Raw genomic sequence first — 21,050 nt, 5'->3', positions numbered from 1 at the left:
TAACAAATATTTATGTATAGTCAATATATATGTAAAAGGAGTGGAGCAAGAATGATAACCACCTATAAACCTTCATCATTGGGGGAACTCATTCAATATTATAGAAAACAAGCAAAAATGACATTAGTACAATTAGAAACATTATCTGAAGTGGATAAAGCAAATTTGTCTCGAATTGAATCTGGACAAATTAAACGCCCATCCCTTGCTAATATTCAAAAAATTGGTTCTGTACTACATATTCCTTTTGAAGAATTGATCGAACAATATATCGAGGTTGAAGAGAGAACGAATATTTTATTCTCTATATTTAATAAATTGGTGCAAGTAGGCAAAAATATTGATGTAATTACCAAAGTTGCTAGAAAAACCCTTGAATATTCTACAGAGGATAGTTTAGAATTAGTAGGAGAACTTTATACAAAAACAGGAAATATCGAAGATTCTACTATTAGATTAGCACTCTATCAAGTCATCATTAATTACTCACGAGCACATGGAATCATGCCTTATATCGCTAAAGGCTTGTTGCAGACTTATCTGATTGAGCGGGATGATTTTACTAAGCTTCGGTCGACATATGTATCGGGGAAAGGTATTTTGTTTTTTGAGGATTTTCTATCTAGTGAAGAGCGTGGGGTGATTTATTATAAATTAGAAGTTCATGCTTACAACTTGTATTTATTTGAAGAAAGTATTGAGATGGGTAAAAAAGCATTGGATTCAACGATATCTGATATTAGAATGCAAGCAAACACTATTTATATCATATGTAATTGTTATTACTATTTAGGCGATTATGTACAAACAAAAAAATACTTAGATCTATACAAGGAATTTTCACTCCCAGAAGTAAAAGACAATACATATTTAATAGAAGCAGTACTATATTCAGCAAGCGGAAGTCATCAATCAGCTATTTCAATACTTCAAGAAAACTTACCAATTTGCGGAAATTATACCTTGCCTCATGTTGTGAACCTTTTAATAAATCTGTACTTACAAGAGAATAGAATATCTGAAATTGAGGAACTTCTTCAACTAGAAGAAAAGATTCTTGCTAATACATATGTTACCCCGTTTAAAAAGGCAGAGTTAGGTCACTATTTCAAACTCAAAGGAGATTACTTTATCCTAACTAATAGAACAGAAGATGGCATAAATTATTATTTAGAAGCGGCAACACGTTACTCCAATGTTGACCTTATTGCTAAAGAAAGTGAATGCTTGAGACTAATTATGAATATACATACTAATAACAAAGAGAAGATGAATATTTTAACTATAGAGAAACTAGAAAACTACCTTAATTGCAAATCGAAAACCTCAAATTAAAAAAAATTGGAGGAGGATATTAATATGAAAAAAAGAGGATTTATCAAATCTATACTCATCTATGCTTTTCTTGTATCAACAATTATTCCTATTGAAGTTTCAAAATTTGCTAAATTAACAGTAGGCGATGGCGGTTGGTAGTGAAGTAAAGTCCTACTAAAAATAGTGTACAAATTCTAATAACTAAATTCGAGAAACATGTAACTTTTAGTTCATGTTTCAATTTTTTCAAGGATCTAAATAAATTCTTAAACACCTTATAAGGTGTTTTTTCTTTTAGCAAATAATTGTTTTAAAAAAACATTTATTTTGAATATAACAAATTATATTAAAATAGTACCAACATAAAAAATCAGTCCCTTTCAATTTCTGTGATAAAAGATCCTAAATAATGTATATGTATAAATGACTTTTAAAAGTGATCGAAAGTCATAATTAGGAGATGATTGCATTATGGTTGAACAAAAATACGATACTATATTTTCTAATAGTGATGAGTTGGTAAAGAATGATATTCCTAAACTTATAAAAATTGTTAGGAAGACCCTTCAATCTCCAGAAGAAGAAATTACAGATTTGATAAAGAATCTGTATAATTCTATAGCAACTATTAAGGAACCATCAATCAAGTTTGCCCTATATCAAGTTGTGACTGATTTTTCACGAGCTCACGGAATCATACCCTACATCGCCAAAGGCCTATTGCAAAAATATCTTATCGAACGAGATGATTTTACCAAATTTCACTCGACATATGCATCTGGTAAAGGAATATTGTTTTTTGAGGATTTCCTTACTAGTGAAGAAAAAGGTTTAGTGTATTATAAATTAGGAGTTCATGCTTACTATTTGTGTTTATTTGAAGAAAGTATAAAGTTGGGTCAAAAAGCATTAGATGCAACTATCACTGAGGCTAGAATTCAGGCAAATACCATTTATCTTGTATGTAATAGTTACTACCAATTAGGTGATTATGAACAAGCTGCAGAATACTTGGCTCAGTATAGGGCCTTCTCACTTCCAGAAGTGAAAGACAATGTAAATTTAACAGAAGCAATGTTACATTCAGCAAATGGGAATTATCAGATAGCAATTTCAATGCTTCAAAAAAACCTGCAACAGTGTGGAGATTATACCTTATTACATGTTGTGAACCGTTTAATCACTTTATACTCACAAACAGAAAATCTATCAGCAATTGAAGAACTTATCCAAAAAGAAGAAAAACTATTATCTATACCATATGATACACCATTTGAAAAAGCTAGGTTAGCCCTCTATTCCAGGCTCAAAGGAGATTATTATATTCATACTGAAAAAATAGAAGATGGAATGAAATATTATTTGGAAGCAGCAACAGGATACGCTAAGGTTGACCTTATTGAAAAAGAAAGCGAATGTTTTAGACTTATTCGAGGAACAGAAGCCATTTGCAAGTTAAGAGGCCAGAATAGTACATTTCTCAAAGATTCCTATACCCTTAACCTCATCTCACCTCTTACAAATTATACTTCGACATATGATAATTCAAATCAACATCAACATCAACATCATCTAAAGGGTGATTCAAAAGACTTAATTTATCTAGGACACAATACTTATCTTCATTTACATGAACTTTACATTCAAGACGAACACTCTACAAGAAATCTTTCCAACAGAGAATGTGAGCTGTTAAATCTTTTACTAGAAAATGAGGGGAAAATCATTCAAAAAACGCAAATTATCTCTTCTATTTGGAATGATGCAGCAGACGAGGGAAGTGTAAGTGTTTTGATGACACGTTTAAGAAAAAAACTAGGTAAAGCATCCAAAACAATTCAAGGTAGAAAACAAGGTGGATATATTTTTAAAAAACTTTCATAGAAACTAAAATTGGGACAAGGAGTTGATATTATATATGGTTGAAGATAAGATAGATAGTTTATTCCCTATTCAAAAAGAGCTAATAGATGAAAATAACCTACCTGAAGTCATCAAAGTTATCAATGAAACCCTTTATTCATATGAAGAAGTTCCCTTACAATTAGTAAAGAGGCTTTATGACCTGATAGCAACCATAAAAGAAACAACTATTCAGCTAGCTCTCTATCAATCCATCATTGACTACTCAAGAACGCATGGGATCATTCTCTACATTGCCAAAGGTTTATTACAAACCTATCTTATTGAACGAGATGATTTCACAAAACTTAGATCAACATATGAATCAGGAAAAAGAGTTTTATTTTTTGAGGAATTCCTTACAAATGAAGAGTTAGGCATGATTTATTACAAATTGGCAACTCATGCATATAACTTATATTTATTTGAAGAAAGTATAGAGTTGGGTGAAAAAGCTTTAGAAGCAACTGCATGTAATACTAGAATGACAGCAAACACAATATGTGGTCTAAGTAATAGTTACTACCAATTAGGTCAATATGAGCTGACAGAACAATATTTAACTCGATATAAAGAGTTTTCATTCCCAGAAGTGAAAGACAATGCAATAGGAATCGAAGCAATGTTACATTCTGCAAAAGGAAACAATTATGTAGCAATTTCTATACTTCAAGACAATCTTCCGCAATGTGGAGATTTTACACTGCTCCACACAGTGAACCACTTAATCACTTTATACTTACAATCTAAATATCTTTCAGTTATACAAAAACTTCTCCAAATGGAAAAGAGACTATTCTCAATTACATATACTACACCATTCAAAAAAGCTGAATTAGCCCATTTCATCAAACTAAAAGGTGATTACTATATCCATATTGAGCAAATAGAAGATGGAATGAAATATTATTTGGATGCAGCAACAGGATACGCTAAGGTTGACCTCACTTCAAAAGAAAGCGAATGTTTTAGACTTATTCGAGGAACAGAAGCCATTTGCAAGTTAAGAGGCCAGAATAGTACATTTCTCAAAGATTCCTATACCCATAACCTCATCTCACCTCTTACAAATTATACTTCGACATATGATAATACAAATCAACACCAACATCATCTAAAGGGTGATTCAAAAGACTTAATTTATCTAGGACACAATACTTATCTTCATTTACATGAACTTTACATTCAAGACGAACACTCTAGAAGAAATCTTTCCAACAGAGAATGTGAGCTGTTAAATCTTTTATTAGAAAATGAGGGGAAAATCATTCAAAAAACGCAAATTATCTCTTCTATTTGGAATGATGCAGCAGACGAGGGAAGTGTAAGTGTTTTGATGACACGTTTAAGAAAAAAACTAGGCAAAGCAGCAAAAACAATTCAAGGTAGAAAACAAGGTGGATATATTTTTAAAAAATTTTCATAGAAACTCAAAATTGGGACAAGGAGATGATATTATATATGGTTGAAGATAAGCTAGATAGTTTATTCCCTATTCAAAAAGAGCTAATAGATGAAAATAACCTACCTGAAGTCATCAAAATTATCAATGAAACCCTTTATTCATATGAAGAAGTTCCCATACAATTAGTAAAGAGGCTTTATGACCTGATAGCAACTATAAAAGAAACAACTATTCAGCTCGCTCTGTATCAAGTCATCATTGACTACTCAAGAACGCATGGAATCATACCCTACATCGCCAAAGGCCTATTGCAAAAATATCTTATCGAACGAGATGATTTTACCAAATTTCACTCGACATATGCATCTGGTAAAGGAATATTGTTTTTTGAGGATTTCCTTACTAGTGAAGAAAAAGGTTTAGTGTATTATAAATTAGGAGTTCATGCTTACTATTTGTGTTTATTTGAAGAAAGTATAAAGTTGGGTGAAAAAGCATTAGATGCATCTATCACTGATGCTAGAATGCAGGCAAATACCATTTATCTTCTATGTAATAGTTACTACCAATTAGGTGATTATGAACAAACAGTAGAATACTTGGTTCAGTATAGAGCCTTCTCACTTCCTGAAGTAAATGACAATGTAAATTTAACAGAAGCAATGTTGCACTCAGCAAATGGGAATTACCAACTTGCAATTTCAATGCTTCAAAAAAACCTGCAACAGTGTGGAGATTATACCTTACTGCATGTTGTAAACCATTTAATCACTCTATATTTACAAACGGAAAATCTATCAGCCATTGAAGAGATTATCCAAAAAGATGAAAAACTATTATCGATTCCAAAAGATACACCTTTTAAAAAAGCTAGGTTAGCCCACTATTTCAGGCTCAAAGGAGATTACTTCATTCATATTGAAAAAATAGAAGATGGAATGAAATATTATTTGGAAGCAGCAACAGGATACGCTAAGGTTGACCTTATTGAAAAAGAAAGCGAATGTTTTAGACTTATTCGAGGAACAGAAGCCATTTGCAAGTTAAGAGGTCAGAATAGTACATTTCTCAAAGATTCCTATACCCATAACCTCATCTCACCTCTTACAAATTATACTTCATCATATGATAATACAAATCAACATCAACAAAATCTAAACAGTGATTCAAATCACTGCATATATTTAGGACATGAGACTTATCTCCACACACTTGAACTTTACATTCAGGATGAAAAATCCACAAGAAACTTATCCAATCGAGAATATGAACTTTTAAATCTTTTAATTAAACATGAGGGGCATATTATTCACAAATCACAGATTATTTCTTCCATATGGAATGATACAGCAGATGAAGGAAGTGTAAGTGTTTTAATGACACGTTTAAGAAAAAAACTAGGTAAAGCAGCAAAAACAATTCAAGGTAGAAAACAAGGTGGATATATTTTTAAAAGAATTGAAGTTCCTAATGAAACAATTTGATACATAGACCGAGATGCATGAATTCCTTTATTATCTAAACAGGTTTCTACTTAATCTAACTTTTTATCGAAAAATCAGATCTTAAATAGTGTTCCCTTTGTTGTCAGCAATCCATCCTCCCATTTTCTACACAAGAAAATTGAAGAGTTCCCTCTTCTCTTCAATTTTCCCAGTAAAACTATTTTGTTTTGTCAATTCCAATTCATTTTATCTCATTATCTACCTAAAAATTAATAACAATTCACCACCAATGTGACTACAAAGTGACTACAATATGACTACAGCACCTTGAATCAATGTCAAAACGTAAAAAAAAAGAGCATTAAGCTCTTTTTTTAAAAAGGAATCAGTATTTCCGTTGTACCTTCAAATCATTAACCTCAAGCAAATCCTTAACAACCTCACTAGCCATAATCAAACCTGAAACAGAAGGCACAAAGGCATTACTTGAAGGTGGATGTTGTGCCTTTCTAATTTCCGGTGCATTTTCTGGAACGATTTCCTCCGTCACTTCATCTAGAGGTACAATAGGCGGCTCCTTGGAAAACACAACCTTTACACCTTTGTGAATTCGATCTTTTCTTAATTTTTGACGAATCACTCGTGCAATCGGATCCATTGAAGTTTTAGAGATATCTGCTACTTCAAATTGAGTTGGGTCCATTTTATTAGCAGCACCCATGCTTGAGATGATCTTTATTTTTCTCTCTAAGCACTGTTTAATTAAGTGTATTTTATAACAGATTGTATCAGAAGCATCCACAACAAAATCTAATGGAGTTTCAAAAAACGTTTCGTACGTTTCCTCTGTATAAAACATTTGTAAAGCAATCACATCGCACTCTGGGTTGATCAATTTGATGCGATCTTTCATCAACTCAGCTTTGGGCTGACCTACTGTTGTTGTCAGAGCATGAATTTGTCGATTCACATTTGTAATATCTACAACGTCTTTGTCAACCAGTATAATGCGGCCTACACCTGAACGTGCCAGTGCTTCTGCTGCAAAGGAACCGACTCCGCCGATCCCGAGAACAGCGACCGTGCTGTTTTTCATAATTTCTAGGCCTCTTTTACCGATCGCCAACTCATTTCTTGAAAACTGGTGAAGCATATCTATCTTTCCTTTCTAAAAATCAACCTTGTTAACCATATTTATTTGCTAGCTTCTTGCTTAATTGCAAGGCGAATAGATAAATCATCCAATTGATGCTCACCAACTCCAGAAGGTGCATCACTTAATAAATCAGCTGAACTTGCTGTTTTAGGGAATGCAATCGTTTCACGCAAGTTTGTACTTCCAGCTAGAAGCATCACTAAACGATCAAATCCGAAGGCAATTCCACCATGTGGAGGTGTACCATATTCAAAGGCATCTAATAAGAAACCAAATTGCTCGTAAGCTTCTTCTTGAGAGAATCCTAGTGCACTAAACATCTTTTCTTGTATGTCTTTCTGATAAATACGCATGGAGCCCCCACCTACTTCATAACCATTTAAAACAAGGTCATAGGCTTGTGCGCGAATCTCAGTCGGTTCAGTATCAAAGAGATGTAAATCCTCTTCTTTTGGACGAGTAAACGGATGATGTAATGCAACATGACGCTTTTCTTCTTCAACATATTCAACTAGAGGGAAATCAACAACCCAAGCAAATTTATACTCTGACTCATCAATTAATCCTAAGTCTTTTCCTATTTTTAAACGTAAATTTCCTAACACATCTGCAACTACTTTTTTAGTATCTGCTGAGAAAAGAAGCAAGTCTCCATCTTCAGCTTGCAATTTTTCTTTAATTGCAGCTAGTTCCTCTTCATTGAAGAATTTAACGATAGGTCCCTTCAGTTCTCCATTTTTCACTTGAATCCAAGCTAAACCTTTTGCTCCATAACGAGCAGCGTAAGGTCCTAAGTCGTCAATTTCTTTACGGCTCCAAGTTCCGCAACCTTTAGCATTCAGTGCTTTTACCTGTCCGCCTTTTGCAACAACACTTGCAAATACTTTGACACCTGAATTAGCCACTACATCAGATAAATCCACTAATTCCAATCCGAATCGAAGATCTGGTTTATCTGAACCGTATTTATCCATTGCCTCTGCATAAGTCAAACGTTGGAATGGGCGTGGAATATCAACACCTTTTAACTCTTTAAATAAACGAACCATTAGCTCTTCCATCATTTCTTGAAGCTGCTCTTCAGAAAGGAAGGAAGTTTCAATATCTACTTGCGTAAATTCTGGTTGTCTATCTGCTCTTAAATCTTCATCACGGAAACAGCGAGCAATCTGATAATAACGTTCCATACCTCCAACCATTAACATTTGTTTAAACAACTGTGGAGATTGAGGTAATGCGAAAAATTTTCCTTCCTGCACACGACTTGGTACTAAATAATCACGTGCTCCTTCAGGTGTACTCTTTGTCAAAATCGGTGTTTCAATTTCTAAAAAGTCATTCTCATCTAAATAGTCACGGAAAATCTTTGCCGCTTTAGAGCGAAGCTTTAATGTCTGCTGCATTTCTGGTCTACGTAAGTCCAAATAACGATATTTCAAACGGATCGCTTCATCAACATCAATTCCATCTTCTATAAAAAATGGCGGGTTTTTTGCTTCATTTAAAATTTCAATTTCTGAGACTTGAACTTCAATTTCACCTGTTGGAAGGTTTGGGTTTAATGTTTCTTCGTCTCTTTCTACCACTTTACCTTTAACAGCTAATACAAACTCGTTTCTTGCTTTATCACCTGTTTGAAGGGCTTCTCCAGAAAAATCAGGGTTAAATACGATCTGCATAATTCCTGAACGGTCACGAAGATCGATGAATAAAACGCCCCCTAAATCTCTTCTTCTTTGCACCCATCCATTTAAAACAACAGTTTCACCTACGTTTGCTTTCGTCAATGTTCCACATTGATGTGTTTTTAGCATCATTTTACATGTTTCCCCCTTTAGTTTTTTTTATCATCTCTTCTACAAAATTTTGCAATGGAATTACACTTTGCTCACGTGATTCTAATGTTTTCAGTACGATCTCACCACGTTCTAATTCATCTTCGCCTAGAATAGCTGCATATTTCACTTTTTGACGATCAGCTGATTTTAATTGAGCCTTCATTTTTTTCCCAAGATAGTCCTTCTCAGCTCTGATCCCTGCTTGCCTTAATTCATTTAAAATCTTTACACTTTTTTCTTCAGCCAGTTCTCCTAGAGCAACTAAGTATATATCCAACAGATTTTCCTCTGGAATTTGAATGTCTTGATGATCTAATATAAGTAATACTCTTTCCAATCCGATACCAAAGCCAACACCAGGTTGATCCTGCCCGCCAATTTGTTCAACAAGACCATTGTAGCGACCACCAGCAGCAATTGTATCTATTGCTCCAATGCCTTCTGCTTTAAATTCGAAAACAGTATCTGTGTAATAATCTAATCCTCGTACCATTTTTGGATTAATTTCAAACTTTACATCCATTTCTGAAAGGTACTTTTGCACTTTTTCAAAATGAACGATGCTTTCCTCATCCAAGCTGTCTATAATAGATGGAGCTCCATCAAAATACTGTTGATCCTTCTTACAATCAAGAATGCGCAGCGGGTTTCTGTCAAATCTAGACTGACAATCGCTACAAAGCTTTTCTTTCACTGGAGTTAGGAACTCTTGCAACTTGCCTCGGTAAGCAGCTCTACTTTCTTTATTTCCAATTGAATTTATTTCTACTTTTACACCCTGCAGTCCAAGATCCTTAAAGAGACTATATCCAAGTGAAATCACTTCAGCATCTATACTTGGGGCTGTAGAACCAAATACCTCTACTCCAAACTGATGAAATTGTCTAAACCGTCCACTTTGCGGCTGTTCATAACGAAACTTAGGTCCAATATAATAAAGCTTTTGAATATCTGGTTCACCATAAAGCTTATTCTCTATATAAGCTCGAACCACCCCTGCTGTCCCTTCTGGTCTTAAGGTCATATTGCGATCGCCTTTATCTTTAAACGTGTACATTTCCTTTTCAACAACGTCTGTCGTTTCTCCGACACTACGAATAAACAGCTCCGTTTGTTCAAAAATAGGTGTTCGAATTTCTTTATAATTAAAACGGTGACACCAATCCCGTGCTTTTTTCTCAACGTATTGCCACTTTTCTACAACACCAGGTAGAAAATCTTGTGTGCCTTTTGGTTTTTGATACCTCATTCTTGTTCCCTCCTTACTTCAATTAACAACTAACCCCTACACAATACTGATTAATAAAAAATTCAATAGTGATTTGCTCTTAATAAGTGACTTTTGCGGGTTTTGCAAGTGGAACGTTTAAGAGCAAATTACGGTAACTCTTTTTTATTAATTCAAATAAAATTAAAAAATCCCCCACCCCTGATTAATTATCAGGGACGAGAGATTGAAACAACTGTAATCACCCGTGGTACCACCCACATTTAGGATTTGCATCCTACACTTTTCGGTTAACGCCCGTAACGCTGTACAGCTACCAAGAATCAAATGATTCCCTTCGCTGCAAGTTCTCAGGGAGGTCTATTCATTCAGGTTTCACAAGGATGCTTCCAGCCCTTGGCATCCATCTCTACATATGAATCTCTGAATTACTTTGTCCCGTCACAGAATCAAGACTAAAAATTTTGGAATTTTTAAATTAACACTGATTTTAATATGGTTGGTTCTTAATGTCAAGCAAAACATGAATGTGATCGTAAAATTTACATTGCCTTTACAATACTTTAGAAGAAATCCATAAAATATGTGGTTTTTTTCGGGATCAGAAAACCAAAGTGATGTATTTGTTCCTCTGGTCCATCCATTTTACCCAACTGGTATAACGTCTCCACACTTTGAAAACCAGAAAGTAAACTGCTTAAGGATTGAATTGAGCAATGAATAGAGGTGTCTACCATTTCATGTTGAGCACAAAATGAAACCTTATGTACTCTAGCTTTTCCATTTTCATCAATTTGTATGTCAAAGAGTCCATCATTCCATTCAGCAAATTCATCCTTCACAGTAATCATAAATTGCTGTTTTACACCTGAAGCATAAAACGGGTATTCACGAATAAATTGTTCAACATCTACAATACGCATCATAAAATAAGAATTCATCTCTTGCTCAAAAGTCGGATCAGATAGTACAAAGGATAAAGGATCATCTACTGGAGCAGTAAGCTGTACCTTTTCAATCATAGAATCATGCTGAATAATTAATCTCCAAAGCTGTGTACGAGCTTTTTCGTTTAAAAAGACCATTTCCTTTACATTCATCTGACGATCCTTCACTTTAAAAAGCAAATAACCCTCTGGAGAACCTAATTCGTTATAGTATACTTGGATATTATACTGCTCCTGAAAAACTCTTTGAAACCACCAATTTTCATCTCTTTTCAACAATCCATTATATTTTGCTGTATATTGTTCGTAGATCTCATTTAATAATTGCCAGCAATCCTGGATTTTTCTGTATCTGATAAATGTACCTATTTCACTTTTTATTTTAGGAAAATGAGATTTAGATATAGTATATTTTTTATATTCGCTTAAGGTCTCCCATCCATATTTTCTATAAAAAGCAAAAGAAAATGGCGCTAACATGGACACTGTCATTTCTTTCTCTTTCATCTCTGATAATGCTTTTTTTAATAATTGCTTTACGATCCCTTTCCTACGATGTTCAGGCCAAGAAGCAACACCTGCTACTCCACCCATAGAAAAGACTTGATTATGTATCATCACTTCAAGCGGCAGTAAGCTTGCCATAGAAACTAACTTATCCTCGTCAAAATAACCCCATATATGCTCTGGTTTTAGTCTTGATCTAATGTTAGCTATGATATCTGGGTTTGCTTCGTATTGAAATGCAAACGAAGATAGCTCAATGACATCGTCTAATTCCTCATATTTACACTTTCTAATTTCCCCCATCAACACACCTCTTTTTTATGTATAGGTATTATTCATTATTTCTAATTTATATCATATACGTTCAAATTCAAGATCACAAGAAATGAATTGAAAATGAAAATTACACAGCAAAAAATTGAAAGAAATAACAACCTCCCTAAGCTAAGATGGATTTATCACGTTTTTACATGCTGTAAAATTCCCTCCAAGAAGGAGTTAACAGCCTGACACTCACCAAGAATATCGTTTACATCCCTGCTAAAACTACCACGTCCATGTGGAAATAGCAGGATCAGTGCATCCGACACTAGTCTAAAATCTGTCACGTCCTGTGACAGCAAGATTCTTTTAAAAAAATCAAAAGAAATAAACGGAGGAGAAATCAATCGTGCATAAAACAATTGAACCTAAAATTCTTTACTTTGGAACACCTGTAGTATTGATAAGCACATTAAACGAAAACGGAACAGCAAATTTAGCGCCTATGTCATCTGCTTGGTGGCTTGGTCAATCTTGCATGCTGGGGATGAGCAGGTTTTCTCAAACTGTACAAAATTTAGAACGAGAACGAGAATGTGTTCTAAATATACCTTCCGCAGATCTTGTAAGTATAGTGGATAAACTAGCACTGCTAACTGGAAAAAATCCCGTACCAAAGTATAAGGAAAAAATGGGATACCGTTATGAACCTAATAAATTTGAAATAGCAGATTTAAATGGAACCCCTTCTGAATTAGTAAAAGCACCTCGAGTCACAGAGTGCCCTGTTCAATTAGAAGCGATTGTAGAAAATATAAACTCACTGCAGGATCCTAAAAGTTCTCTAGCAGCTATTGAAGTTAGCATTAAACGTGTTCATGTGGATGAAAACATCTTAATTGATGGTGAAAAAAATTATATTGATCCGGAAAAATGGAATCCATTGATAATGAGTTTCTGTGAATTCTTTGGACTTAGTGGCAAGCTCCATCCTTCAAAACTTGTACCTGCATTTGGACTACCACACAATAAAGAGAATCTTCGAGATAAAACTGAATTAGAAACAATGAAATAATTGGGCAGAAGCCTAATTATTTCAACTTTAATATTGTAGTAACAGGGTTATGGTCACTATTTTCAAACCCCAAATCAAATCCTGTTACATCTACAATTTCAATATTTGGTGACACTAAAAATCCATCAATGATGGTTACAAAGTTTTCTCCCTCTACATAGGGTTTTACGTTATCCCGAACAGTATAAACAGTAGAATCGACCGCCCACTGAAATCCTCCCTCAGTAAAATCCTCCGGCAATTGTACGAGCCATTCAGGCCATTCCTCCAGAAAATTTGGGTCTTCAAACTGAACATCAGAAAGAAGATGATTCCAATCGCCACCTAAAACAACATAATCACCATTTTTGTAATGTCCATTCATATATTCTATTAAGAAAGTGACTTGTTGAGCTCTTATTTTCCCACCTTTATCGTATGCAGATAAATGAAGGTTTACCATCCTTAAATATTTTCCATTATCAACTGGTATTTTGGTTTCGATAATAGCTCGATCTAATTCAAACAATTGAACAGGCCATGTTTCTCTACCTGGAAGCTGATATCTTGTAGACTTTTCTATCTTATACTTAGAAAAAGAAAGCAGTCCACTATTGACATAACCCATTGGATTCAATAACGGAACGGGTACCCATGGGGTATTATAGTTATATGCAAAGGTTGAATCATAACCTTTTAAATGTTCTTTAAACATGTCTACTTGGTTTGTATTATAGGATCTACTTGCTTTAACATCTATTTCTTGTATAAGAATAAAATCAGAATTTGTATTTTGCAAAAAACTTAGCGTATTTTCAAGATTGGTTAACGTTTGTTTTTCGCTACTTGAACGTGAGCCCTTTCCCCCGTCCATAAAAAAGTCTTGCTCCTTATCTAACCCACCATATCCAATATTAAAAATAGTCGTACTAAATGTCTCTCCCTGCTTCAATACCATTTGGTTGTTATTTTGAACATCTAACTGAATAACATCTTCAGGGACTTCCTCCGTAATGGTCATATACGTTAAAAACAATGCAAAAGAAAGAACTACAATAACGATTAAACTTACAAACCATTTCATTATTTTTTTCAAATGGATGCTACCCCCTTATTTATTATTAATTGCAGATGAGGTAAGGAATATATGGATTTGGGAATTTTGCTTTCAGTGGGAGACTTACAGTATATAGAACGTAATAAAAAGAAAATACCTGTAGCTACGTAAACTACAGGTCTAAAACATTTATTTTATATATTAAAAAGGGGGTCACTAATTATTATAGAGAAACAATGTTAAAATAAAGTTTAAAATTGATTACAGTTATGTTACAAAAATGTAAGCGGTTTAATTCTATGTAATTTCCTTTGCGAATAACTCATTTAATGTTTTAATTTTTGCTTCCGTATATTTTTTATAATGATCATTATATGCTTTAGGTTCCTTGGGATTTGCAAACCTTGTAATCTTCCCTGTTACAGGATCTATCCATTTGCTTGAAGCACCACACCCCAAACCAATGATTGTTTGCTGTTCCTCCATAATCATAATGTTATAAATGCTTTCTTGACCAGGATGAGCATAACCTACATTTTCAAGATTACCTAAAATATTTTTTTGACGATATAAATAGTACGGTACATAACCGTGATTATTTGTCCATTCCTCTCCTCTTTTCATCATTTCAGTTACTTCTTTACGATCTGCAACTTTGTATTTATTTTTATTTTGTGTCATTTCTGATGCTCGTTTAAATGAAAGAGTGTGAATCGTCAAAGATTCCGGTATTAGCTTCTCAGTTTCATTTAACGTATGGTTAAAGTGCTTCATTCCTTCTCCAGGCAACCCAATAATAAGATCCATATTAATGTTGTTCATCCCCATATTCCTAGCCAAATGAAACTTATCAATCGTTTCTTCCACAGAATGGTGGCGACCAATCGCTTTTAAGGTATCTTGAGTATAAGATTGAGGATTAATACTAATACGATCTATGTTCCATTTTTTTAATATTTCGAGCTTTTCTTCTGTAATTGTATCGGGACGACCCGCTTCCACAGTAATTTCTCTAATTTCATCCACATGAGGGAAAGAGCTTACCATTTCTTCGTAAAGCAAGTCCATTTCTTCTGCTGTAATACTAGTAGGAGTCCCACCTCCAAAATATACAGTTGTAATCTTCATGTTATTTTTCTTCAACCAGCTGCCTACCTGCCTCATTTCATAATGTAAACCGCCTAAAAATGAATCAACAGAACCTTGTTTTCCATTAATAGCATAAGCTGGGAAAGTACAATATGCACATTTTGTTGGGCAAAAAGGAATGCCAATATATATACTCACTTCTGATCTGAGATCGTATAAATCCGGTACCATTGTTTTTTGCCTATCTACAATCGTTTGCATTAGTTTAATTTTCTCATCGTGAATTTTGTATTGTTCCTTTAACTCAGCATGAGCTCTTTCTTTGGTTATTCCTGATTTCAGTTTTTGATGGAGAAGTTTAGTTGGCCGTATTCCAGTAAGTACTCCCCAAGGTTGTTTAAGACCCGAATATTGCTCAAAAACCTGTAATATTGGCTGATTCATTATATGCTTTAATGCTTTACGTCTATCAGACTCTATCGCTGTAGGGTCTAGAGACTTTGTAATGTATGCTTCATAGCTCTTGTTAGCTAAAGGATCTTTTAATCTAACAGTTATAGAAGTGCTTTCTATTTCATCTATCATTGTTATGTCAACGAACAGGTCTGTTTTTGATGATTCTATAAAGGTAACGTTTACCTCTTCAAAAAATAAATGAATAATATTTTGCACAGAGCGATGGAATGTTGACTCAACTCCGTTTACGTAAATAACCATTGTTTTTCCCCTTTAAGTTTGTTATTTCTTATATTTTTGTTCATATGCGCTATTCAAGTTTAACCAACATATACAAAGGGGTCAATGCTGAGCATATAGGTTAGCCTATATTAAGGACGGATTGTTTGTTTAGGATCTCCTTCTACTAAATTAGTTGATCTTTTTGAATGAAAACCTTCCGTTAGTTGATCTAATTTCGTTTCGTGAATTGTATTTTGCAACATACGATTTGCGGCATTCAACATGTTTTTTTCCTTTTGTGACTGATGCATCCAAGTCATACCACCTTATACTATTATTAAATAAATCAATTCCATCCTAATTAACGTTATCATGTTTTATTTTGTCCAAATATAGGTTTGTTAACACTGTAAAGTTAATTGCAGAGTCTTATGGCTTATTGTACTCTTATCTAATTGTGATTCTTCTTTTCGTATAAATACAAAAAGAGCACTCATATTAAAGTGCTCAATTAAAGAGAATATATTTCATTGGATAGGTTTTATCCTATTCATTTATGATGTAGGACTTTCCACAATCAAAGTAACTGGTCCCCAATTCGTAAAAGATACATCCATCATTTCTCCAAATCGCCCTGTTTCTACAACTAACCCTTGTTCTCTTAAAAGCTCATTGAATCGTTCGTATAATGGATTGGCAAATTCAGGACGTGCTGCATTCATAAAATTAGGTCTTCTTCCTTTTCTGCAATCTCCGTATAAAGTAAATTGTGAAACGGATAATATTTGTCCTGAAACATCCTTAACCGAAAGATTCATCTTTCCATGTTCATCCTCAAAAATTCTAAGATGACTTATTTTATCTGCCAGAAAACGAGCATCATCTTCCGTATCATCATGGGTGATACCTACCAGCAGCATTAAACCTTTATCAATCTTGCCACAAACTTCCCCATCTACCGTTACTTTTGCTTCTTTACTTCGTTGCACAACAACTTTCACTGTTATCCCACTCCTATATTCTAGTTAAACATTCAAAATAAACAGATGAAAAATCCGTCAACTCAGTTGAAAAAGGAGTTAACGGATTAGGTTTAAATTGTATCAAATCAATTTTAAAGGCGTTTACTGCATAATTCTTTGAACAGAATAAACATCCTTGACTCTCTTTATCTTCTCAACAACACTATGCAAGTGCTCTTTACTTCGAATTAAAATCGTCATATGAATAATGGACACTTTGTTTCTATCCGATCTTCCTGATACAGCGGAAATAATCGTTTTAGTTTCAGAAACCGTCTGTAATACTTCATTTAAAAATCCTCTGCGATCATGACCTGTAATTTCAATTTCAACATTATAATTTGCTTCTACTTCAGATTCCCAGTCCACTTCAATTAAGCGATGAGATTCTTCATCACTTCCAGTCGGGATGTTATTACAATCCGCACGATGTACAGAAACACCTCTACCTCTCGTAATATAACCTATGATTTCATCTCCAGGAACAGGATTACAGCATCTTGCAAAACGAATGAGTAAATTATCGATTCCTTTTACACTCACACCATGTGCTTGCCTGCTCTTACGTACAGGGCTTGGCTTCGTTTCTTGGATTTCACTGACTGCTTTTTCTTCTTCAAGCTCTTTACGTTGCTTTTCTGTTAACCTTGTACAAATTTGCGCAGCCGTAATCCCCCCAAATCCAACAGAGGAATACATATCATCTACACTGTTAAAGCTGAATTTAGACATCACTTCTTGGAGCTGTTCATCTGTCATTACTTCTGCGGGATCAAAACCTAATCGTTTTATCTCACGTTCAATGCCTTCCTTGCCTTTTTCAATACTTTCATCACGTTTTTCCTTTTTAAACCACTGTTTGATTTTTGTCTTAGCCTGCGATGATTTAACGATCTTAATCCAATCTTGACTTGGGCCATACGAATGCTTCGAGGTTAATATCTCAACAATATCTCCCGTTTTCAGAGGATGATCTAAAGGCACGATTCTGCCGTTCACTTTTGCCCCAATGGTACGATTTCCTACTTCAGTATGAATGCGATAAGCAAAATCTAATGGTACACACCCGCTTGGCAGCTCGATGACTTCACCTTTCGGTGTAAATACATAAACAAGATCAGAGAAAAAGTCCATTTTTAAAGATTCCATAAATTCCTCTGCATTTGTTGTTTCATTTTGCAGTTCTAGAATTTCTCGGAACCAATTCATTTTATCTTCAAAAGTACCACTAGGAACCAACGTTCCTTCTTTATAGGCCCAATGAGCAGCAACCCCGTATTCAGAAGTTTTGTGCATATCCCATGTACGAATTTGAACCTCAAGAGGTTCTCCACTAGGCCCAATTAAGGTAGTGTGTAGTGATTGATACATATTTGGCTTTGGCATTGCGATATAATCTTTAAATCTTCCCGGCATCGGTTTCCATAATGTATGAATTATTCCTAAAGATGCATAACAATCTTTAATGTTATTGACGATGACACGAATCGCAAGTAAGTCATATATTTCATTAAATTGCTTACTTTGCGTTTTCATTTTTTTATAAATGCTATATATATGTTTAGGACGACCTGAAATATCAGCGTCAATCCCCATGTCTTTTAATTTTAACTTAATATTTTGTATTACATCATCAATATATTTCTCGCGTTCTGCTCTTTTTTTCTGCATTAAGTTAACAATGCGATAATATTGCTGTGGATTTAAATAACGTAATGAGATGTCTTCCATTTCCCATTTAATAGCAGACATCCCTAGTCTATGTGCAATGGGGCAGAATATTTCTAATGTCTCATGCGCAATTCTCCTTTGATTTTCTTCCTTCTGGAATTTCAAAGTACGCATATTATGCAATCTATCAGCTAATTTTATTAATATAACACGCAAATCCTGAGCCATTGCAACAAACATTTTTCGATAATTCTCGTTCTGATGTTCCTCTCTTGACTTAAATTTAATTTTTTCAAGTTTTGTCACACCGTCTACTAACATCGCACAAGTTTCACCGAACTCCTCGCGCAATTGCTCTAACGTTACATCCGTATCCTCTACAACATCATGTAAAAGAGCAGCACTAATCGAAATCACATCCATCTGCATATTGACAATAATATCTGCTACAGCCAAAGGATGAAGTATATAGGGTTCTCCTGACTTTCTAACTTGGCCCTCATGAGCTTTTTCAGCAAGGTTGTAAGCTCTTCTAATCTGTTCCAAATCCGCTTGTTTTAAATATGCAGATGCCTTTTCAATGAGTTGCTCGATGCCCATTACTTTACCTTCCTATTCTCAAGGATTTTCTATCATTATGCCTCTCAATTCATCTTACGTCAACTATTCGTCAATTTGTTAGGTTTAAATCCTCAATAACCTAATTTTTATAAAAGATGAATATGTGAAATTAACCACTAAAAGTGAGAAATTAAATATGTGAATGATTATTATAAATAGAAATAGTAGGCAATGGCTAAAATATTTTGTAAAATATAATTCATATGAAAAAAATAAATGAGGTGCTTTATGGAACATCAATTTGAACTTGTTTTATTATTACTCGCTATTGCAGCTGGTATCACAGCTGTAGCAAAAAAATTAAACGCTCCCTATCCCATCGCATTAGTTATTGTTGGAGCTATTTTAGGTTTAGTACATATACCGGGCTTAGAAGAACTTAAGCATTTTATCGTAGAGGATGAAATCTTCACATTTGTTATCGTTTCTATATTTTTACCCACCTTGTTAGGTGAAGCTACTTTAAAATTGCCATTTTCACATCTAAAAGAAAATAAAACTCCTATTTTAGCTATGGCGTTATTTGGTACATTGGTTACTTATACTGTTATCGGATTTTTAGCTGTATATTTACTTGACTTACCACTCGAAGTTGCTTTTGTATTTGCGGCTTTAATGGCAGCTACAGACCCCGTAAGTGTACTTTCTATCTTTAAAAGCATGGGTGTAAATCACCGACTTTCAACCATTATAGAAGGTGAGAGTTTGATTAATGACGGTGTGGCTTATGTATTATTCAAAATTAGCTTAACTACCTTTATATTTGCTGGATTCACAGAATTCGGTGAAGGATTGTGGGAATTTTTCAAAGGATCTTTTGGTGGGCTTGCCATTGGTTTACTTTTAGCCTATCTATTCTCAAAAATTCTTCGCCATTTCGATGATTATCCATTAGAAATTGTATTTTCTATGTTATTGTTTTACGGAGCATTTTTCATCGCAGAAATCTTCCATTTTTCCGGCGTGATTTCTGTAGTTGCTGCAGGTCTTGTCTTTGGTAACTATGGAGCTAAAATTGGAATGAGTCCAACTACGAAGTTAAATATCAAAACATTTTGGGATGTGCTCGCCCTCATCGCAAACTCATTTGTATTTTTAATGGTTGGACTGGAAATTGCAAATATCGATTTGTCTGGTAAGTGGATGATGATTTTATTAGCCATTCTCATCGTTTTAGTCGGAAGAAGCATAGCCATTTATGGAAGTCTTGCTTTTAATCGACACATACCTATGGCATGGAAGCACGTATTCAACTGGGGAGGGCTGAAAGGTTCATTGTCCATAGCATTAGCATTAAGCTTAGATGCAGATTTTCCAGGACGTGAGGACATTTTAGTGCTAACCTTTGGTGTAGTTTTATTTTCACTCGTAATACAAGGTCTTACAATTAAACCTTTAGTAAACTTCTTAGGGGTAACGAAAACAATGGAAAGCAGCTTGGCTTATGAAAGAACACTATCTGAAATACATCAAGCAACAGCAGGAAGAAATGCAATAGAAGAAATGAAGAGTGAAGCTACTATTTCTCCTGTGATCTACACCAAATTAGACAATGAGTATCAAGGTAAGCTAGATGCACTACATAAAAAGCTTGAACACCTGTATAAAGAGTTTCCGAAGCTACAAGAGGATCAAATGACAAGTGCGAGAAAAAAATCATTATATGCTGAATATGAAGCAGTAGAGGAACTAGCAAAACAACATTTAATCTCTGGTGAAATTGCAGAAGAGGAATATAAAAAGATTATTGATCTGCTTGAAAAAGAAGAGGATACTGATTCTCATTAAGAATACAATTCCGATCTGTCTTTTTCCAAAGCCAGTGAATGGATATACCCAAGTAAAAACAGCA

Annotated in this window: 15 protein-coding genes; 6 read left to right on the top strand and 9 right to left on the bottom strand. The window is 34.4% G+C overall.

What is annotated here, in order from left to right; genetic code table 11:
* Positions 1–51: 51 nt before the first annotated feature.
* The 4 genes from Q5Y73_RS01580 to Q5Y73_RS01565 all read left to right on the top strand — a co-directional run bounded on the left by Q5Y73_RS01580 (position 52) and on the right by Q5Y73_RS01565 (position 6,108).
* Entirely contained in the window at positions 52–1,335 is a 1,284-nt protein-coding gene (locus Q5Y73_RS01580; protein ID WP_305990094.1) for a helix-turn-helix domain-containing protein, read from the top strand.
* Positions 1,336–1,788: 453 nt separating this feature from the next.
* A complete protein-coding gene (locus Q5Y73_RS01575) occupies positions 1,789–3,201 on the top strand; it encodes a winged helix-turn-helix domain-containing protein (protein WP_305990093.1) in 1,413 nt (470 codons plus the stop codon).
* Positions 3,202–3,235: 34 nt separating this feature from the next.
* Complete coding sequence (locus Q5Y73_RS01570) at positions 3,236–4,645, top strand: winged helix-turn-helix domain-containing protein (RefSeq protein ID WP_305990092.1); 1,410 nt, start codon at positions 3,236–3,238, stop codon at positions 4,643–4,645.
* A 35-nt stretch (positions 4,646–4,680) separates the two neighbouring features.
* Positions 4,681–6,108, top strand: a complete 1,428-nt coding sequence (locus Q5Y73_RS01565) for a winged helix-turn-helix domain-containing protein (RefSeq protein ID WP_305990091.1) — start codon at positions 4,681–4,683, stop codon at positions 6,106–6,108.
* A 346-nt stretch (positions 6,109–6,454) separates the two neighbouring features.
* On the opposite strand, the gene Q5Y73_RS01560 is transcribed toward Q5Y73_RS01565, so the two are convergent.
* From Q5Y73_RS01560 to Q5Y73_RS01545, 4 genes are all read right to left on the bottom strand, one after another.
* Positions 6,455–7,222, bottom strand: coding sequence for a tRNA threonylcarbamoyladenosine dehydratase (locus Q5Y73_RS01560; protein WP_305990090.1), 768 nt, complete (start codon positions 7,220–7,222; stop codon positions 6,455–6,457).
* Between the two features lie 41 nt (positions 7,223–7,263).
* A complete protein-coding gene (gene aspS / locus Q5Y73_RS01555) occupies positions 7,264–9,042 on the bottom strand; it encodes an aspartate--tRNA ligase (protein ID WP_305990089.1) in 1,779 nt (592 codons plus the stop codon).
* 1 nt (position 9,043) lies between these two features.
* A complete protein-coding gene (gene hisS / locus Q5Y73_RS01550; protein WP_305990088.1) occupies positions 9,044–10,312 on the bottom strand; it encodes a histidine--tRNA ligase in 1,269 nt (422 codons plus the stop codon).
* A 542-nt stretch (positions 10,313–10,854) separates the two neighbouring features.
* Positions 10,855–12,048 carry a GNAT family N-acetyltransferase gene (locus Q5Y73_RS01545; protein WP_305990087.1) on the bottom strand — a complete coding sequence of 398 codons (1,194 nt, stop codon included), beginning with the start codon at positions 12,046–12,048 and terminating at the stop codon, positions 10,855–10,857.
* A gap of 367 nt (positions 12,049–12,415) precedes the next feature.
* Between Q5Y73_RS01545 and Q5Y73_RS01540 the strand changes: the two genes are divergently transcribed.
* A complete protein-coding gene (locus Q5Y73_RS01540; protein WP_305990086.1) occupies positions 12,416–13,081 on the top strand; it encodes a flavin reductase family protein in 666 nt (221 codons plus the stop codon).
* Between the two features lie 16 nt (positions 13,082–13,097).
* On the opposite strand, the gene Q5Y73_RS01535 is transcribed toward Q5Y73_RS01540, so the two are convergent.
* The 5 genes from Q5Y73_RS01535 to Q5Y73_RS01515 all read right to left on the bottom strand — a co-directional run bounded on the left by Q5Y73_RS01535 (position 13,098) and on the right by Q5Y73_RS01515 (position 19,177).
* Positions 13,098–14,156 carry an endonuclease/exonuclease/phosphatase family protein gene (locus Q5Y73_RS01535; protein ID WP_305990085.1) on the bottom strand — a complete coding sequence of 353 codons (1,059 nt, stop codon included), beginning with the start codon at positions 14,154–14,156 and terminating at the stop codon, positions 13,098–13,100.
* Between the two features lie 258 nt (positions 14,157–14,414).
* Positions 14,415–15,923 carry a coproporphyrinogen III oxidase gene (locus tag Q5Y73_RS01530; RefSeq protein WP_305990084.1) on the bottom strand — a complete coding sequence of 503 codons (1,509 nt, stop codon included), beginning with the start codon at positions 15,921–15,923 and terminating at the stop codon, positions 14,415–14,417.
* Positions 15,924–16,033: 110 nt separating this feature from the next.
* Positions 16,034–16,195: a hypothetical protein gene (locus Q5Y73_RS01525; RefSeq protein WP_305990083.1), complete on the bottom strand. Its 162-nt coding sequence runs from the start codon at positions 16,193–16,195 to the stop codon at positions 16,034–16,036.
* Between the two features lie 243 nt (positions 16,196–16,438).
* Positions 16,439–16,885, bottom strand: coding sequence for a D-aminoacyl-tRNA deacylase (gene dtd, locus Q5Y73_RS01520; protein ID WP_305990082.1), 447 nt, complete (start codon positions 16,883–16,885; stop codon positions 16,439–16,441).
* Positions 16,886–17,008: 123 nt separating this feature from the next.
* Positions 17,009–19,177, bottom strand: a complete 2,169-nt coding sequence (locus tag Q5Y73_RS01515; RefSeq protein WP_305990081.1) for a RelA/SpoT family protein — start codon at positions 19,175–19,177, stop codon at positions 17,009–17,011.
* Positions 19,178–19,426: 249 nt separating this feature from the next.
* Between Q5Y73_RS01515 and Q5Y73_RS01510 the strand changes: the two genes are divergently transcribed.
* Entirely contained in the window at positions 19,427–20,986 is a 1,560-nt protein-coding gene (locus Q5Y73_RS01510) for a Na+/H+ antiporter (protein ID WP_305990080.1), read from the top strand.
* Positions 20,987–21,050 lie beyond the last annotated feature (64 nt).

The sequence above is a fragment of the Chengkuizengella axinellae genome, from assembly GCF_030730905.1.
GTDB classification, from domain to species: Bacteria; Bacillota; Bacilli; order Paenibacillales; family KCTC-33759; genus Chengkuizengella; species Chengkuizengella axinellae.
This window is presented reverse-complemented; position numbering and strand designations above follow the sequence as displayed.

Bases quoted from the DNA above. Each gene is read 5' to 3' on its own strand.
- Q5Y73_RS01580 (WP_305990094.1), top strand. From the start codon at position 52: ATGATAACCACCTATAAACCTTCATCATTGGGGGAACTCATTCAATAT.
- Q5Y73_RS01575 (WP_305990093.1), top strand. From the start codon at position 1,789: ATGGTTGAACAAAAATACGATACTATATTTTCTAATAGTGATGAGTTG.
- Q5Y73_RS01570 (WP_305990092.1), top strand. From the start codon at position 3,236: ATGGTTGAAGATAAGATAGATAGTTTATTCCCTATTCAAAAAGAGCTA.
- Q5Y73_RS01565 (WP_305990091.1), top strand. From the start codon at position 4,681: ATGGTTGAAGATAAGCTAGATAGTTTATTCCCTATTCAAAAAGAGCTA.
- Q5Y73_RS01560 (WP_305990090.1), bottom strand. From the start codon at position 7,222: ATGCTTCACCAGTTTTCAAGAAATGAGTTGGCGATCGGTAAAAGAGGC.
- aspS (WP_305990089.1), bottom strand. From the start codon at position 9,042: ATGATGCTAAAAACACATCAATGTGGAACATTGACGAAAGCAAACGTA.
- hisS (WP_305990088.1), bottom strand. From the start codon at position 10,312: ATGAGGTATCAAAAACCAAAAGGCACACAAGATTTTCTACCTGGTGTT.
- Q5Y73_RS01545 (WP_305990087.1), bottom strand. From the start codon at position 12,048: ATGGGGGAAATTAGAAAGTGTAAATATGAGGAATTAGACGATGTCATT.
- Q5Y73_RS01530 (WP_305990084.1), bottom strand. From the start codon at position 15,923: ATGGTTATTTACGTAAACGGAGTTGAGTCAACATTCCATCGCTCTGTG.
- Q5Y73_RS01525 (WP_305990083.1), bottom strand. From the start codon at position 16,195: ATGCATCAGTCACAAAAGGAAAAAAACATGTTGAATGCCGCAAATCGT.
- Q5Y73_RS01515 (WP_305990081.1), bottom strand. From the start codon at position 19,177: ATGGGCATCGAGCAACTCATTGAAAAGGCATCTGCATATTTAAAACAA.
- Q5Y73_RS01510 (WP_305990080.1), top strand. From the start codon at position 19,427: ATGGAACATCAATTTGAACTTGTTTTATTATTACTCGCTATTGCAGCT.